The organism is Streptomyces sp. NBC_01351 (genome assembly GCF_036237315.1).
In the GTDB taxonomy this organism is placed as follows: domain Bacteria; phylum Actinomycetota; class Actinomycetes; order Streptomycetales; family Streptomycetaceae; genus Streptomyces.
The window spans coordinates 7,961,894-7,976,507 of the sequence record NZ_CP108356.1 but is presented as its reverse complement, the minus strand read 5'-3'; the positions used below and the strand labels follow the sequence as shown (position 1 = coordinate 7,976,507).

The following is a 14,614-nucleotide window of genomic DNA, read 5'->3' as shown; positions in this document are numbered from 1 at the left end:
ACGAGGAGGCGACATTCATGGCCGGCATAGGCGGTTGTATCGCGCTGATCGTGGTGGGGGCCGTCCTCACCTTCGCGAGCGACTGGCAGATGGAGAGCGTCAACCTCGACGTGGTCGGGCTGATCATGATGGGTGCGGGCCTGCTCGGCCTCGGGGTGTACGGGAGCGTCCTCCGCAGGCGCCGCGTCCCGGCTGCCCTCCCGGTGGTCGACGGAACGCGCGACCGCACGTGACCCGCCCTGCTCTGATCGGTTGAACCGGCGGGAGCCACCACGTTCTTCACCGCACAGCCCGGCGGGCCGCGCATCCCTGCCGCGGGGAGGTCACAGCCGCCAGTACGTGCCCGCACGGGAATCGACGTGCACCACGTGCCGGCCGACGCGCACCACGTGGTGGTCCGGACCGGACCAGGAACCGGTGGCACCGTCGGCGCCTTCTGCGCCGGGCAGTGGGGTCCAGATCTCCAGGAAGGTGCTGCCGTCCGGGTTGGTGCCCCGTTCGACGAGGTTCGCGCCCTCCCACCGGAACGTGCCGGCGTCTTCGCCGGGCTCGCCCGTGAGGTGGTGGAAGTGCACCCGGGAGCCGTCGAAGGACGTCGTACCGGCGAAGCCCCGGCTGTCGGCGTAGTACGGGCCGGCCTGGAGCCACACCACTTCGCGGTCTTCGAGAAGGGGTCCGCCGTCGCGGCTGATGCCCCGCCGCAGCCAGGCGCCGTGCTCGGGCACCGGGATGCCGGAGCCGTCAGGGACGCCGGGGCCGCCCGGGACGCGGCCCGCCGGCCGGGGCTCAGGCGCGGTCATCGGTGGCGGGGTGGTCCACGGCCAGGAGCGTCAGCGGTACGTTGCCGCGCACAGCCTGCGAGTACGGGCAGACCGCGTCCGCCCGGTGCAGCAGGGGCTGGAGGTCCGCCGCCCGCCACCCCGGCAGGCTGACGGTGAGGGCCACCGCGAGGCCGTACCCCGCGGGCGTGTCCGTGGTGCCGAGCTGTACTTCGCAGGCCACGCGCGCGGCGGAGGCGTCCGCTCCGAACTCGGCGGCGACCTCCGCGAGCGCGGAGGTGAAGCAGGCGGCGAAGCCGGCCGCGAACAGCTGCTCGGGGTTGGTGGTGCCGGGCACCTTCTTGCGCGGCGGGGCGAGACGGACGTCCAGGCGCCCGTCGTCGGTGCGGACGGATCCGGTGCGGCCCCCGGCGGCGTGTGCGGTCGTCCGGTACAGGCTGCGGGTGAGTGGCACGGTCATGGCGTTCTGCCCATCTTGCTCGACGAGGCCGCTGCCCGGGTGCGGACAGCGGAGGGCGCTGCTCGTGCAGCACCTCGCGCGTCGTCGTGCGTAACCGGGTACGGCGCATCTCGTCCGGGGCCTCGGATCACCACGGATCCGGCCGCCGGACAATCTAGCAACGGAGGCGGCCGGCCGGGACCTCGCCGGCGGTGACCCTCCTCACCCGCTGCCGGCACCGCCGCGATCCGGGGTCGCGGGCCGGTGCCGGCTGCGGTACGCCCCCGGAGGCATGCCCTCCCACCGGGTGAAGGCGCGGACCAGGGCCGTCGCGCCGCTCAGGCCGACGAGGGGGGCGATCCGGTCCAGCGGCAGGGCCGTGGTCTCCAGCAGCCGCCTGGCCCGGCCGTGGCGGGCGGTGTCGAGGAGAGCGCGCCAGGACGTGCCCTCCGCCTGCAGGGCCCTGCGCAGGGTCCGGACGCTGAGGTTGAGTTCCCTGGCGGGGCCCTCGGGGCCCGCGACCTCGAGCGCGGCGTGCTCCAGCCACTGCCGCACGCTCTCGGCCACGGTCCCGGCTGCGGACAGCTGGTGCAGGAGCCGGTCGGCGTAGACCCGGTGCAGGGCGTTGAGCTCCGGATCGTAGAGGGGGCGGCGCCTGTCGAGGTCCTCGTTGGCGACCGTGATCGCGTGCTCCGGAGCGTCGAAGGTGACGGGGCACCCGAGGACGCGTGCGTACGGCTCCGCCGAGCCCGTGCGGGGGTGGGCGAACGAAACGGCCAGGGGCGCCCAGTCGTCGCCGGCGATCCAGCGGGCCGCCCGCACCATGCTGCTGACGATCGCCTCCACCTGCTGGGGGTGCATGGCCCCCGGGTCGACGGTCGGCCGGTAGTGGATCCGGCTGACGCCGTCGCCACGGTCCAGGGTCATCGTGCCCGCCTGGCTCACCAGGGGGTGGTAGCGCTCGGCCGCCTGTGCGGCGTCCGCGAGGCTGGCGCAGGTGAGGACGAGGTGGCCCAGGATGTGCAGGCCTTCGGGCCGGATGCGGTCGCCCACGAGGAGCCCGGTGTGCGGGTCGGCGTCCCGGGCGCCGAGCACCCTGTCCCACAGGGCGCGCATCTCGCCGAACTCCAGCCGGTCCGTGGGCAGGGCCCAGGAAGCGGCCCCGCCGGTGCCCTCCGCCGTGGCGTTCAGGAGGGCGAGGGCGTAGCAGGCCGTGACGGAGGGCGGATCGATGGCTGACACGTCGGTCAGTCAATGCGGGCGCGCCACCCCCGTCAACACCGTCGCCGGACCGGCCGCCGCAAGCCGGTCCGGGGAGTCAACGCAATGGCCGCCGGAGTGAATGACGGCGCCGCGGGCCGCTCCTAAGGTCGGCCTTCGGACCACCGATGGGATCAGGGGATCAGGGCCCCGGAGCACCGGGGAAGCGTGCTGCCCTGATCACCACCGCTCAGAGGAGTACGCCGTGATTCTCTTCCTGCTCCCCGCAGGTGACTACGACCCGACCGAGGCGGCGGTGCCCTGGGCCGCCCTGCGGGACGCCGGCTTCGAGGTGCGGTTCGCCACCCCCGGCGGGAAGGTCGCGCTCGCCGACCCCCGGCTCACGGACCTCGGCTTCTCCTGGCTGTCGCCGTGGCTGATGACCCGGCGCGCCGAGCTGGCCGCGTACCGGCGCCTCACCGACGACCGCTGGTTCCTTGCCCCCTCCTCGTACGCGGACGTCGACCCGGCCGAGGTCACGGGTCTCTTCGTACCCGGCGGCCACGCCGCGGGCATGCGGACACTGCTGGAGGACGCCACCGCCCAGCAGTTGTTCGCCCGGATCTTCACCCGGGGGCTGCCGGTCGGGGCCGTCTGCCACGGCGTGCTGCTCGCCGCCCGGGCCAAGGATCCCGCCACCGGGCGCTCGGTCCTCCACGGCCGGCGGACGACGGCGTTGACCTCCCTGCTGGAGCTGACGGGATGGAACCTCACCCGGCTCTGGCTGGGGCGCTACTACCGCACGTACCGCACCACCGTGCAGCAGGAGGTCACCGCCGCCCTCGCCGATCCGAGCCACTTCCTCGCCGGCCCGCCCCTGCCGCTGCGCGACACCGCCGCCCGGCCCGGACGCGGTTTCGCGGTCAAGGACGGCAACTACGTCTCCGCGCGGTGGCCCGGGGACTGCCACCGCCTGGCGGCGGAGTACCTGGCCCTGGTCCGCGCCCATGCGGCGGGAGCGGTGCACCTGTCGGGCTGAGTCCGGCCGCACCGCGCGCGGGCCGGCGACCGAAGACCATCTCCGAAATGTCATGAACGCATCGTTGAAAGGGATGGTATGAATCGACGAAGAGCCTCAGGACGACGCCGGTACCGGTTAATCGGCCTGGTCCTCGCGATGGTCACCCTGGTATTCGGCCCCGCGGCCGCGGGCGCGTCGGCGGGCCCTCAGTGGTGGGAGCCCGTGGCGCGCCCCGCCCCGGACTCGCAGGTCAACGTCACGGGCGAACCGTTCACCGGGACCGACGCCCAGGGCCGGGTCCGCGGATACGTCGACGGACACGTCCACCTGATGTCGAACGAGGGCTTCGGAGGACGGCTGGTCTGCGGAAAGGTCTTCTCCACGGCCGGCGTGGCGGACGCCCTGAAGGACTGCCCCGAGCACTACCCGAACGGCGTCCTCGCCCTCTTCGACATGATCACCAAGGGCGGTGACGGCCGTCACGACCCGAACGGCTGGCCGACGTTCCACGACTGGCCGGCCCATGACTCCGCCACCCACCAGCAGACCTACTACGCCTGGGTGGAGCGAGCCTGGCGGGGCGGCCAGCGGATCCTGGTGAACGACATGGTCACCAACGGCGTCATCTGCTCGATGTACTTCTTCAAGGACCGCGGTTGCGACGAGATGACCGCGATCAGGCTCCAGGTCCAGAAGACGTACGAGCTCCAGGACTACGTGGACGGCATGTACGGCGGCGCCGGCAAGGGCTGGTTCCGGGTCGTCACCGAGCCCGACCAGGCCCGAAGGGTCATCGAGCAGGGCAAACTCGCCGTCGTCCTCGGGGTGGAGACCTCCGAACCGTTCGGCTGCAAGCAGGTGCTGGACGGCGCCCGCTGCACCATGGCCGACATCGACCGCGGTCTGGACGAACTGCACCGGCTGGGCGTGCGCAGCATGTTCCTGTGCCACAAGTTCGACAACGCCCTGTGCGGCGTCCGGTTCGACTCGGGTACCCAGGGCATGGCCATCAACGTCGGCCAGTTCCTGTCGACGGGCACCTTCTGGAGCACGGAGCCCTGCGCCGGCCCCGAGCACGACAACCCGATCGGCTTCGGGCTCGCCGCCGAGGGCCATGCGGAGGCGGGGACCACGAGAACCAGCGAGGACGCCGGCACCTCCCAGGCGGAGGCGGCGGAGGCGGAGGCCCGGATCCGGGGCGCCCTGCCGGAAGGCGTCGAACTGCCGCAGTACGGCGCCTCCCTGCAGGCGGCGCAGGCGCAGTGCAACCGCCGGGGCCTGACCGCCCTCGGCGAGTACGCGGTGCTGGGCATGATGAAGCGCCACATGATGCTGGAGATCGACCACATGAGCGTCAAGGCGGCGAACCAGGCGCTGCGCGTGCTCGAAGCCGAGCAGTACTCCGGCGCCCTGTCCACCCACGGCTGGATGGACGACAACTGGACCGAGCGGGTCTACCGGCTGGGCGGCTTCATCACCGGCCACATGTACGAGGCCCCCGCCTTCGCCGCCGAGGCGCGCAGGCACGCCGCGCTGCGCGCCAAGTACGGCGCCGGGTACGGGATCGGCACCGACATGAACGGCTTCGCCTGGCTCCCCGGCCCCCGGGCCGACACCGGGAACCCCGTCCGCTATCCCTTCCGCAGCCCCGACGGCGGCTCGGTCCTCGACCGGCAGGTCACGGGCTCGCGCGTCTGGGACGTCAACACCGATGGCGGCGGCACCCACTACGGCCTCGTACCGGACTGGATCGAGGACATCCGGGTCACCGGCGGCCAGGACGTGGTGGACGAGCTCATGCGGGGCGCCGAGGGCTACCTGCGCACCTGGGAGCGCGCCCGCGGCCACAACACCCCCTACGCACCTCTGGTCCGCGGCTACCGCCCGCACGCCGGGCACCTGGCCTCGTCGCGCCCCCTGCCCGCCGGGTTCACCCACGAGGGGGTCTGGAAGGTGCTGCGGGACCCCGCGCCCGGCACGGTCCGCCTCTACGAGTGCAAGGTGGCGAACCACTCGCTGCTGACCGCCGACCCGGGGTGCGAGGGCCAACAGCCCCTCGGCGCGGTGGGATACGTGTACACCAAGGCGGTGCCGGGCTCGGTGCCGCTCTACCGGTGCTACATACCGTCCGTGTTCGACCACTTCGTCTCCCCCCGCGCCGACTGCGAGGGGCCCTACACGAGGGAGGGCCTGCTCGGCTACGTCATGCCGGTGACCGCGCCGTAGCGGCAACGGCAGGGGTGCTCCCGGCGCGTGCGACCCGGGGGCACCCTTGCTTCGATCACCCAGGCGCCGGCGGGCGCGCGGCAGGATCAGGCCCATGCGGGCAGGCCTGCCGCGGGGGCCGGTGCCGCACGACGGGAGCGCGGGCTCGGCGGGCGCGTTCGGGTGGCCGCGGACGTGCGGGGCGTCCAGGAAGGACCCCGCTGCACGTCACGTGGCGCCGGGACGTGCGGCACCGTCACGGCGGTGCCGACCAGACCTCGGCCGACCGTCCACCGTCCCTCGAAGTGTCCGAGGCGGCGGCCGGCCACGACCGGTCCGGGAACGAGGAGTTCGGCACGGAAGTGGCCGTACGACGCCGTTCCGGGCGACAGGGAGATCTCGATGTCCGCCTCCTCGAAGTCCAGCCATCTCCCCGTCAGCGGGAACCAGGCCTTGTAGACGGACTCCTTCGCGCTGTACAGCAGTCGGTCCCAGTGGACTTCGGGCCGCCGGGCGCCCAGCAGCGCCAGGCGCTCGCGTTCCGCGGGCAGTGAGACGGAGGGCAGGATGCCGTCCGGGAGCGGGCCGTGGGGTTCGGCGTCGATGCCCAGGGAGGCCAGGTCGGCGGCGCGGACCAGGGCGGCGGCGCGGTAGCCGTCGCAGTGGGTCATGCTGCCGATCAGGCCCTGCGGCCATTGCGGGGCACCGCGCTCCCCGGGCAGCACGGGAACCGGCGGTACACCGAGCTCCGCCATGGCGCGACGGGCGCAGCCGCGCACCGCGGAGAACTCCCGGCGGCGCTTGTCCACCGCCCGCGCCACGACCTCCTGTTCCTCGGGGTAGAGCGGGGCCTGGTCGGCCTCGTCGTCACCGTGGGTCTCCACGGCCACCACCGAGTTCGGGAGCAGCTGATCGATCACCGGTTCCGACCTCCGTCGGTGAATTGGGGGGCAGCTGAGGATCAGAGGTGAGGTGAGGCGGGGGCTCCCCCGAGGCGCAGGTCGCCGACCCCGTCGAGGATCTTCTCCGAGGACGCGACGTGGCGGCCCGCGGTGATGAGGTCCCGCAGGCATCGGTCGAGCGGGGTGCGCTCGGTGTAGACGGCGGCCGATCCCACGGCGTCGTACAGGACCTGGACCGCCTCCCGGCAGGCGCGGTGCGCGAACCGGCGGGCCAGCGCGGCCGTGCCGCGTTCGGGTGCCAGGCCGGCCGCCTGTGCGGCCCAGGCGTTCTCCAGCGTGGAGTACACGTAGGCGTCCGCCGCGCCGATCAGCGATTCGGCGTGCGCGAGGTCGGCCGGGACGCCTGGCCAGGGCAGCGCGGAACGCCGGGGAGCGAGGATCTCCTTGGCGGCGTTCAGCGCGGACCTGCCGATGCCCAGCGGCAGGCCCGCCATCTTGAGGGCGAGGTTGTCGGCGCGCAGGTGGAGCGGCTCCTGCCGGGTGCCGGACGGCGCGAGCGCGAACGTGTGCCGTTCCGGGACGAACAGGTCGGCGACCTCGAAGTCGTGGGAGCCGGTGCCGCGCAGCCCGGTGGTGTTCCAGGTGTCGAGCACGCGCACGTGCACGGCGTCGAAGACGGCGATCCTCGGGGCGCCTTCCGGGGTCTGGAACCCGGCCATCACCCGGTCGGCGTGGGTGATGCCGCTGCCGTAGGTCCAGCGGCCCGACAGGAGGTACCCGCCGTCCCGCCGGACCGTCCGCCCGGCCGGCGGCAGCACCGTCGCGGTGATCAGGTCCGGGTGCGGGAACAGCTCGGTGAACACCTCCGCGGGCAGCGAGACCACGGCGAGCGCGGCGTTCAGCGCCACGGCCGCGCACCAGGCGACCGAGGCGTCGCCCTCGGCCAGCAGGTCGACGGCCCGCGTGATCTCCGGCGCGGTCATCTCGACACCGCCCAGGTGCGGCGGCAGGGCGGCGCGCAGCAGCCCGGTGGCCTTCAGGCCGTCGAGGACGTCACCGGGGATCCGGCCCAGTCGCTCGATCTCCGGCGCGTACGCCGGGAGGCCCGAGGCGTACGTCCGTACGCGGTCCATGACCGATGCGGCGGTGAGGCCCGTCTCGGCCCGGGTGGGCAGTTCCATGGTGGTCATCCGGTGCTCCTGGTTCGGCTGCTTCTCGTGGTGTGGGGGTTCTGCAGGCGGATTCGGCCGACGGGTTCGGCCGGTGTGGATCACAGGTCGTTCAGGGCCTTGTCGAGCTCGGCTGCCAGCGTCTGGAGGTACGGGGAGCGCATGACGCTGTAGTGGTCGCCCGGCACGTCGATGCTCTCGGCCCGGTCCCCGAGGAGGGCCAGCCACTGGCGGGTGGTCGACGCGGTGGCCCCGTCCATGGCCCGCAGGAGCCGGACCCTGCCCCGGTACGCGGCGGGCTCGTGGTCGGCCAGTGCGCGGCTGAGGCGCAGGAACCGGCTCGCGAGGCGTTCGAGGGTGGCGGCGTCGATCTCGTCCGGCAGGACGGCGGCATGCCGGGCCCGCGTGAGCAGTTCCTCCATCGGGGAACGGCCGTTCGTGGGCTCGAACTCGGCCGGCTCGGGGTGCCAGGTGCTTCCCGCCAGCCCGGCCAGGTCGCGTGCGAACCGGGCCAGCAGCGCCGCGTCGGAAGCGGGTTCGGCGCGGCCGGGCGGTTCGAGCAGGTCCACGGCCGCGACGAGCTCGACCGTCCGGCCCCGCCCGGCGAGCAGGCGGGCGATCTCCAGGGCGATCACGCCGCCCATGGACCAGCCACCGAGGCGGTACGGGCCGTCCGGGAACCGGTCGGTGATCGCGTCGGCGTAGTGCGCGGCCAGGTCCGGCACGCTCTGCCGAGCGGGTTCGAGGTCGGGGTACTGGAGGGCGTGGAGCGGCTGGTCCTCGTCGAGGAGGGCGCCGAGCCCGGCGTAGCAGAGCACGTCGCCGCCGACCGGGTGGACGAGGATCAACGGCGGCCGTGTCCCGGTGTCCCGGACCGTGACCAGGGCCGCCCGTCCTTCGTCGCCGGGCTGATCGCGCAGCACCTCGGCGAGCGACTCGACGGTCGGCCGGGCGAGCAGCGTGGCGACCGGCAGTGACCGGCCGGTGTGCTGCCGGATCCGGGCCATCATGCGCACCGCGAGCATCGAGTCGCCGCCGAGGTCGAAGAAGTTCGCGGTGACGCCGACGGTCCCGTCGGCGGTCCCGTCGGCGGCCCGGAAGAACTCGGCCCAGATCTCCGCCAGGAGCCGTTCGGTCGCGTCGCGCGGTGCGACCGCCTCACCGGAGCGCGGGGCCGTCTCCTCGGGCGACGGCAGGAGGCGGCGGTCCACCTTGCCGTTGGCGGTCAGCGGCAGCTCGTCCAGGAGGACGATGCGGGCGGGCACCATGTAGCCGGGCAGTTCCCGGCCGAGCGCCTCGCGCAGCTCGTCCTCGGAGGCAGCCGACACCGCGTACCCGACGAGCCGCCTGGGGCCGCCGCGCTCGCCCTCGGCCACGGCGGCCGCCGCGCGGACGTCCGGGCGGCGCAGCAGCGCCGCCTCGACCTCGCCGAGCTCGATCCGATGCCCCTGGATCTTCACCTGGGAGTCCGCGCGCCCCAGGAACTCGATGTCGCCGTCCGGCAGGTAGCGGCCGAGGTCACCGGTCCGGTAGAGCCGCTCCCCCGTCACCGGGTGGCGCAGGAACGCCGCGCGCGTCTTCGCCTCGTCGCCGAGGTAGCCGCGGGCCAGGCCGGTGCCGGCGATGTACAGGTCGCCGGGGACCCAGGTCGGGCGCGGCCGCAGTGCCTCGTCCAGCACATGGAAGTACTGGTTCCGCATCGGCTTGCCGTACGGGATGCTCGACCAGTCCGGCTCGACTCGCGTGATCGGGTACCGGATCGACCAGATGGACGCCTCGGTCGCGCCGCCCAGGCTCCAGATCCGCGCGTTCGGCAGGACCGAGGCGATGGCTCCGGGGAGCGTGACGGGGATCCAGTCGCCGCTCATCATCACCACGCGCAGCGACGGCGGGCCGGCGAGGGACCGTACGTGTGCGACGAACATGTCCATCAGCGCGGGGACGCTGTTCCAGATCGTCACACGGTGCCGGTTCACCAGTTCCAGCCAGGCGGCCGGTTCTCGCTGGGCCGACGCGTCGGGCAGGACCAGGGCTCCGCCGGCCGCGAGCAGGCCGAACACGTCGTAGACCGAGAGGTCGAAGTTGAGTGCGGACAGGGCCAGGACGCGGTCGCGTGCGGTGACGCCGAACCGGTCGTTGACGTCCTGGATCGTGTTGACCGCGCCGGTGTGCTCGATCATCACGCCCTTCGGCACCCCAGTGGAACCGGACGTGAAGATGACGTACGCGAGATCGTCGGGCCTGGCCGGGGAGAGCGGCAGGGGGCCGCTCGTACCGGTGTCCTCCGGCTCGGTGTCGACGTGCAGCGAGCGGGTGCCGGCCGGCAGATCGAGCTCGTCCGCGACCGCGGACCGGGTCAGCACCAGCTCGATTCCGGCGCTCTCCATGATCATCCGAAGTCGGCGGCCGGGCGTGGCGGCGTCGACCGGCACGTAGGCGGCTCCGGATTTGAGGATGCCCAGCGCCGCGACGACCTGCTCCCAGCTCTTGTCCATCACGATGCCGACGAGCACGCCCGGGCCCGCGCCGCGGTCGATCAGCCACCGGGCGATTTGGTCGGAGCGGCGGTCCACCTCGCCGTAGCTGAGGGTCCGGGCCGCGGTGATGACGGCGGGCGCGTCCGGCCGGGTCTCCGCCTGCCGCAGGAACGCGTCGTGCAGCAGCTCGCAGGGGACGGGGGCGTCCGTGGCGTTGGCGGCCTTGCGAACCTCCAGGTCGGCAACCGGGGCGAGCACGGACGGCGGCCGGCGCCACGCCCCTTCGCCGCACAGGTCCCGCACCAGGTCCAGGTAGGCGTCCCACATCCCGTCGACGACGCCGTCGGGGAACATCTCCTCCACCACGTCCCAGTTGAGGACCAGTTCCCCGGCCTCCTCCAGGGCCTGGTGGTCGAGCCACACCTGCGGCGTCCGTACCGAGCTGGACGCGAGCCTGCCGGAGGCGCCGAGCGTGGTCAGTGCCGTGAGCGCGCCGCGCTCGCCGTCGCCCTGTCCCGCGAAGCCGATCGTGCTGGTGAAGACCACGGGCATGCTCGCCAGGCCGGTACCGCCCCGGGTGCGGTTGAGCTGGCGCAGCACCTCCACGCCGCTGACGTGCCCGTGTTCGAGGTCGGTCAGCAACTGGTCCTGCAACCGCGCGGCGCCCGAGGCGAAGGCTTCGGCGGGGGCGGCGTCGACCTCCAGCAGGGTGGTCGCGCTGAGGTTTCCGATGACCCTGCCGACGTCCTCGTGCAGCGGCCGCCGGTTGAACGCCAGCAGGTTGAGCGTGAAGCGCGGCGAGGCGCTCCAGGCACCCAGCACCTGCGCGTACGCGGTGCACAGGGCGGCCGAAGGCGAGATGCCGGCCGCGGCGGCGTTGTCCTTGAAGCGCTGCCATGCCTCGGGCTCGATGCGGGCCGTGCGGTGGGTGAACACCGGCTGCTGCGGCGCGGGTCCCGGTCGCAGCGGCAGACTGGGCGCGGGCGGGAGGGAGCCGACACGTGCCTGCCAGTACGCGAGCGACTTCGCGCGCGGCCCGGCATCGGTCTCGGCCGCGGCAAGCACGTAGTCGCGGTAGGTGACGGCCGGGGCGGGCGCCGCGGGCGTACCGGAGCGGTAGGTCTGCGCCCACTCCCGGAACAGCAGTCCGGAGCTCCGGCCGTCGATGATCAGCGCGTCGAAGTTGAGGTGCAGCCGGGTCGTGCGCGCGTCGAGCAGGGTCGCCCGGACGTCGAACAGCGGCCAGACCTCGGTGTCGAAGACCTGGTCCCGCATCTCCTCGTGGATCTCCGCGAGGCGGCGGTCCCGTTCGGCTCCGTCGTACGCACGCAGGTCGACCGTGGTGATCCGGTAGTCGGGAACCTCGGCGAGCACCCGCTGGTGCCCGTCCCGGGACACGACCGCGCGGAGCATGTCGTGCCGGCCGATGAGGTGCCGGAGGGAGACGCCGAGCCGGTCGAGATCGGTCTCCTCCAGGTCGATCTCGACGAGGAAGGAGGTGGAGACGTTGCCGAGTTCGAAGGCGTCGGTCCGGCCGACCAGGTAGGCCTGTTGGAGGTCGGTGAGCGGGAACGGCTCGTGGCGGGCCGCCGGATCGGCGACCAGCGTCGCACCGGGCTCCTCGGTCCGCTGCGTGGCGCCGCCGCGGGCCGTCTGGACGGTGCGCGCGATCTCGGCGACGCTCCGGCCGTCCAGCAGATCGGGCAGCGGGAGGTCGACGCCGAGCCGCCGGGCGAGGGTCTGCCGGATGTCGATCGCGATCAGCGAGTCGACGCCCAGGCTCCGCAGCGGCAGGAGCAGGTCGTCGCCGGTGACGGCCGCGCCGCGCGCCCGGCCGACGATGCCGACCACCAGCTCGGCCACCTTCTCGGTCTCCGGTGCGGCGTGCTCCGTCGCGGTCTCGGTCTCGGCCGCGACGGGCCCGGCCTCCGGTGCGGCGTTCCCGGCCGCGCCGGGCACCGCTTCCAGGCGTACGCCGTCGGCGAGTGCCACGGGCGTGCCGTCGGCGCCGACGAGCCGTACCTGCGCGACCAACTGCCCGCCGTGAGCGGGTGCCTGATCCCTGCGGGGGCCTCCCGTCCAGAGCCAGTAGCGCTCGCGCTGGAACGGGTATCCGGGAAGCGGCGCGGGCGGCCCGGAGGACTCGCCGTGCACCCGCGTCCAGTCGATCCGGACGCCTCGGGTGTAGAGCGCGCCGAGACTGTCCAGGAGAGTGCGCCGGGCGTCCTCGCCCTCGCGGAGCGACGGCAGGAACGTGGCGGGCCCGGCCGTGCGGACCTGGTCGAGGAGCGGCGAGGCGGGCCCGATCTCCACGAAGGTCCGGTGTCCGTCCCGCAGCAGCGCGGCGATCTCGTCGGTGAACCGCTCCGGTCCGGCGGCGTTCTCCGAAGTCCGGGCCGATGCCGCCTTCAGCGCGGCGTCCTCCAGGCTCATCGTGCCCGTGACGCACGCGGCCACCAGCTCGCCGGTGCCGTGACCGAGGACGGCGGCGGGCTCCACGCCCCAGGACAGCCACAGCTCGGCGAGCGCGTACTGGACGGCGAACGGCGAGGTCCGGCCGCCGGACGCCTCGGCGCACCGGTCCAGGGCGCGGCGGAAGACCGGCTCGGCCCCGGCCAGTTCGGCGGCCGCGTCAGCGTTCTGCGCGTCCAGGCGGCCGGTGAAGAGGAACACCGGGCCCCGGCTGGTTTCCGGGGTCCGGGCACCGGCGCGGACGCCGCGCGGCGGCGCCTGGTCCCGGCGCGTCCGGATGAGGAGGTCCCGCAGCTCGGCGCGCGAGGACGCGACGGCCGTGAGCCGGTGTGTGAAGTGCGCCCGCCCGAGGCTCGTGGTCCGGCAGATCGCCGCGAGCGGCTCGACGCCCTCGCCTTCGCCGCGGTCGCCTTCGCCGGCGAGCAGGTCTGCGTAGCGCGCGGTGAGTTCGGCGAGCGCGGCCGGCGTCTTGGCCGACAGGGTCAGCAGGCGTGGCCCGTCCTGCTCGGCGGGCCGGACCTCCTGGCCGGGCGGCATCTCCTCGGGGACGACCGGAGCTTCCTCGATGATCACGTGTGCGTTGGTGCCGCTGATGCCCTGCGAGGACACCCCGGCGCGCCTGGGACCCGGCGTCTTTGGCCAGGTGGTCTCCTCGGCGACGAGCTCGACCGCGCCCGCCGACCAGTCGACGTGCGGGGTGGGCTCGTCCACGTGCAGGGTGGCCGGGAGCCTGCCGTGGCGCATCGACAGCACCGTCTTCATGACCCCGGCGACGCCGGCCGCCGCCTGGGAGTGCCCGATGTTGGGCTTCAGCGAGCCGAGCCGCAACGGCTGGTCCCTGTCACGCCCGTAGGCGGCCAGCAGGGCGCGCGCCTCGATCGGGTCGCCGAGCGTGGTGCCGGTGCTGCTCGCCTCCACCACCTGGACGTCACCGGGCGACAGCCGCGCGTCCGTCAGCGCCTGCCGGATGACCCGCTGTTGCGCGGAGCCGCTCGGTGCGGTGAAGCCGTTGCTGGCGCCGTCCTGGTTCACCGCGCTGCCGCGCACCACGGCCAGTACGCGGTGGCCGAGCCGATTCGCGTCCGACAGCCGTTCCACCAGCAGCACGCCCACGCCCTCGGAGAACCCGCTGCCCGCGGCGGCGGCCGAGAACGGGCGGCACCGGCCGTCCGGCGACATGCCCTGCATGCGGCTGAACTCGGTGAACAGCTGCGGTGTGGACATGATCGTCACGCCGCCCGCCAGCGCCATCGTGCACTCGCCGCGGCGCAGCGACTGGACGGCCAGGTGCAGCGCGACCAGCGAGGACGAGCAGGCCGTGTCCAAGGTGATCGCCGGGCCGCGCAGGCCGAGCGTGTAGGAGATCCGGCCGGCCGCGGCGCCGCCCGCCGTCCCGGTCGTCAGGAAGCCCTCGGCCTCCTCGGGCACGTCGCCGCGCCCCAGCCCGTAGTCGCTGCAGGAGAGCCCGGTGAACACGCCGGTCTCGGTGTCGCGTACCGAATCCGGGTCGATCCCCGCGTCCTCGAAGGCCCGCCAGGCGGTCTCCAGCAGCAGCCGTTGCTGCGGGTCCATGGCCAGGGCCTCGCGCGGGCTGATGCCGAAGAAGCCCGCGTCGAAGTCCGGCGCGTCGTAGAGGAAGCCGCCGGAGCCGGTCAGGCTCCGGCCGCCGTTCTCGGGGTCGTGCAGACCCTCGTCCCAGCCCCGGTCGCGGGGGAACGCGCCGACGGTTTCCCCGCCCGAGGCCAGCAGCCGCCACAGGGCGGCGGGCGAGTCGATCCCGCCCGGATACCGGCAGGCCATGCCGACGATGGCGATCGGCTCCCGGTCGCCTTCCTCCAGCTCGCGCAGGCGCTCGCGCGCCTGGTGCAGGTCGAGGGTGAGGCGCTTGAGGTATCCCAGCAGCTTCGTGTCTGATTCTGTTGCCATGACGGATCGTCCCTCCGTGGGGTG

General features: G+C 73.6%; 7 protein-coding genes, 2 pseudogenes and 1 riboswitch. Of the genes and pseudogenes, 3 read left to right on the top strand and 6 right to left on the bottom strand.

Annotated features, from left to right (window positions below):
- Positions 1-17 precede the first annotated feature (17 nt).
- The gene (locus tag OG625_RS36650) at positions 18-233 is read left to right on the top strand and encodes a hypothetical protein (RefSeq protein WP_329389602.1); all 216 of its coding nucleotides are present in this window, start codon (positions 18-20) and stop codon (positions 231-233) included.
- A gap of 90 nt (positions 234-323) precedes the next feature.
- Here OG625_RS36650 and OG625_RS36645 read toward each other — a convergent pair whose 3' ends face one another.
- From OG625_RS36645 to OG625_RS36635, 3 genes are all read right to left on the bottom strand, one after another.
- Complete coding sequence (locus OG625_RS36645) at positions 324-800, bottom strand: hypothetical protein (RefSeq protein WP_329389601.1); 477 nt, start codon at positions 798-800, stop codon at positions 324-326.
- On the bottom strand, positions 787-1,239 hold the full coding sequence (locus OG625_RS36640; RefSeq protein ID WP_329389599.1) for an Ohr family peroxiredoxin: 453 nt from the start codon (positions 1,237-1,239) through the stop codon (positions 787-789). The genes OG625_RS36645 and OG625_RS36640 overlap by 14 nt, the downstream gene beginning before the upstream one ends.
- A gap of 75 nt (positions 1,240-1,314) precedes the next feature.
- Positions 1,315-1,379: riboswitch (guanidine-III (ykkC-III) riboswitch) on the bottom strand.
- Between the two features lie 61 nt (positions 1,380-1,440).
- The gene (locus OG625_RS36635; protein WP_329389597.1) at positions 1,441-2,460 is read right to left on the bottom strand and encodes an AraC family transcriptional regulator; all 1,020 of its coding nucleotides are present in this window, start codon (positions 2,458-2,460) and stop codon (positions 1,441-1,443) included.
- A 223-nt stretch (positions 2,461-2,683) separates the two neighbouring features.
- Between OG625_RS36635 and OG625_RS36630 the strand changes: the two genes are divergently transcribed.
- A complete protein-coding gene (locus OG625_RS36630; RefSeq protein ID WP_329389595.1) occupies positions 2,684-3,457 on the top strand; it encodes a type 1 glutamine amidotransferase domain-containing protein in 774 nt (257 codons plus the stop codon).
- Positions 3,458-3,595: 138 nt separating this feature from the next.
- The gene (locus OG625_RS36625; RefSeq protein WP_329389593.1) at positions 3,596-5,665 is read left to right on the top strand and encodes a hypothetical protein; all 2,070 of its coding nucleotides are present in this window, start codon (positions 3,596-3,598) and stop codon (positions 5,663-5,665) included.
- 224 nt (positions 5,666-5,889) lie between these two features.
- Here OG625_RS36625 and OG625_RS36620 read toward each other — a convergent pair.
- The 3 genes and pseudogenes from OG625_RS36620 to OG625_RS36610 form a co-directional block, all read right to left on the bottom strand.
- Positions 5,890-6,564: pseudogene (locus tag OG625_RS36620) on the bottom strand (4'-phosphopantetheinyl transferase family protein); the annotation flags it as partial.
- A 41-nt stretch (positions 6,565-6,605) separates the two neighbouring features.
- A complete protein-coding gene (locus OG625_RS36615; RefSeq protein ID WP_329389591.1) occupies positions 6,606-7,736 on the bottom strand; it encodes an acyl-CoA dehydrogenase family protein in 1,131 nt (376 codons plus the stop codon).
- Positions 7,737-7,816: 80 nt separating this feature from the next.
- Positions 7,817-14,590: pseudogene (locus tag OG625_RS36610) on the bottom strand (non-ribosomal peptide synthetase/type I polyketide synthase); the annotation flags it as partial.
- Positions 14,591-14,614: the final 24 nt, after the last annotated feature.

Bases quoted from the DNA above. Each gene is read 5' to 3' on its own strand.
- OG625_RS36615 (WP_329389591.1), bottom strand. From the start codon at position 7,736: ATGACCACCATGGAACTGCCCACCCGGGCCGAGACGGGCCTCACCGCC.
- OG625_RS36645 (WP_329389601.1), bottom strand. From the start codon at position 800: ATGACCGCGCCTGAGCCCCGGCCGGCGGGCCGCGTCCCGGGCGGCCCC.
- OG625_RS36650 (WP_329389602.1), top strand. From the start codon at position 18: ATGGCCGGCATAGGCGGTTGTATCGCGCTGATCGTGGTGGGGGCCGTC.
- OG625_RS36640 (WP_329389599.1), bottom strand. From the start codon at position 1,239: ATGACCGTGCCACTCACCCGCAGCCTGTACCGGACGACCGCACACGCC.
- OG625_RS36625 (WP_329389593.1), top strand. From the start codon at position 3,596: ATGGTCACCCTGGTATTCGGCCCCGCGGCCGCGGGCGCGTCGGCGGGC.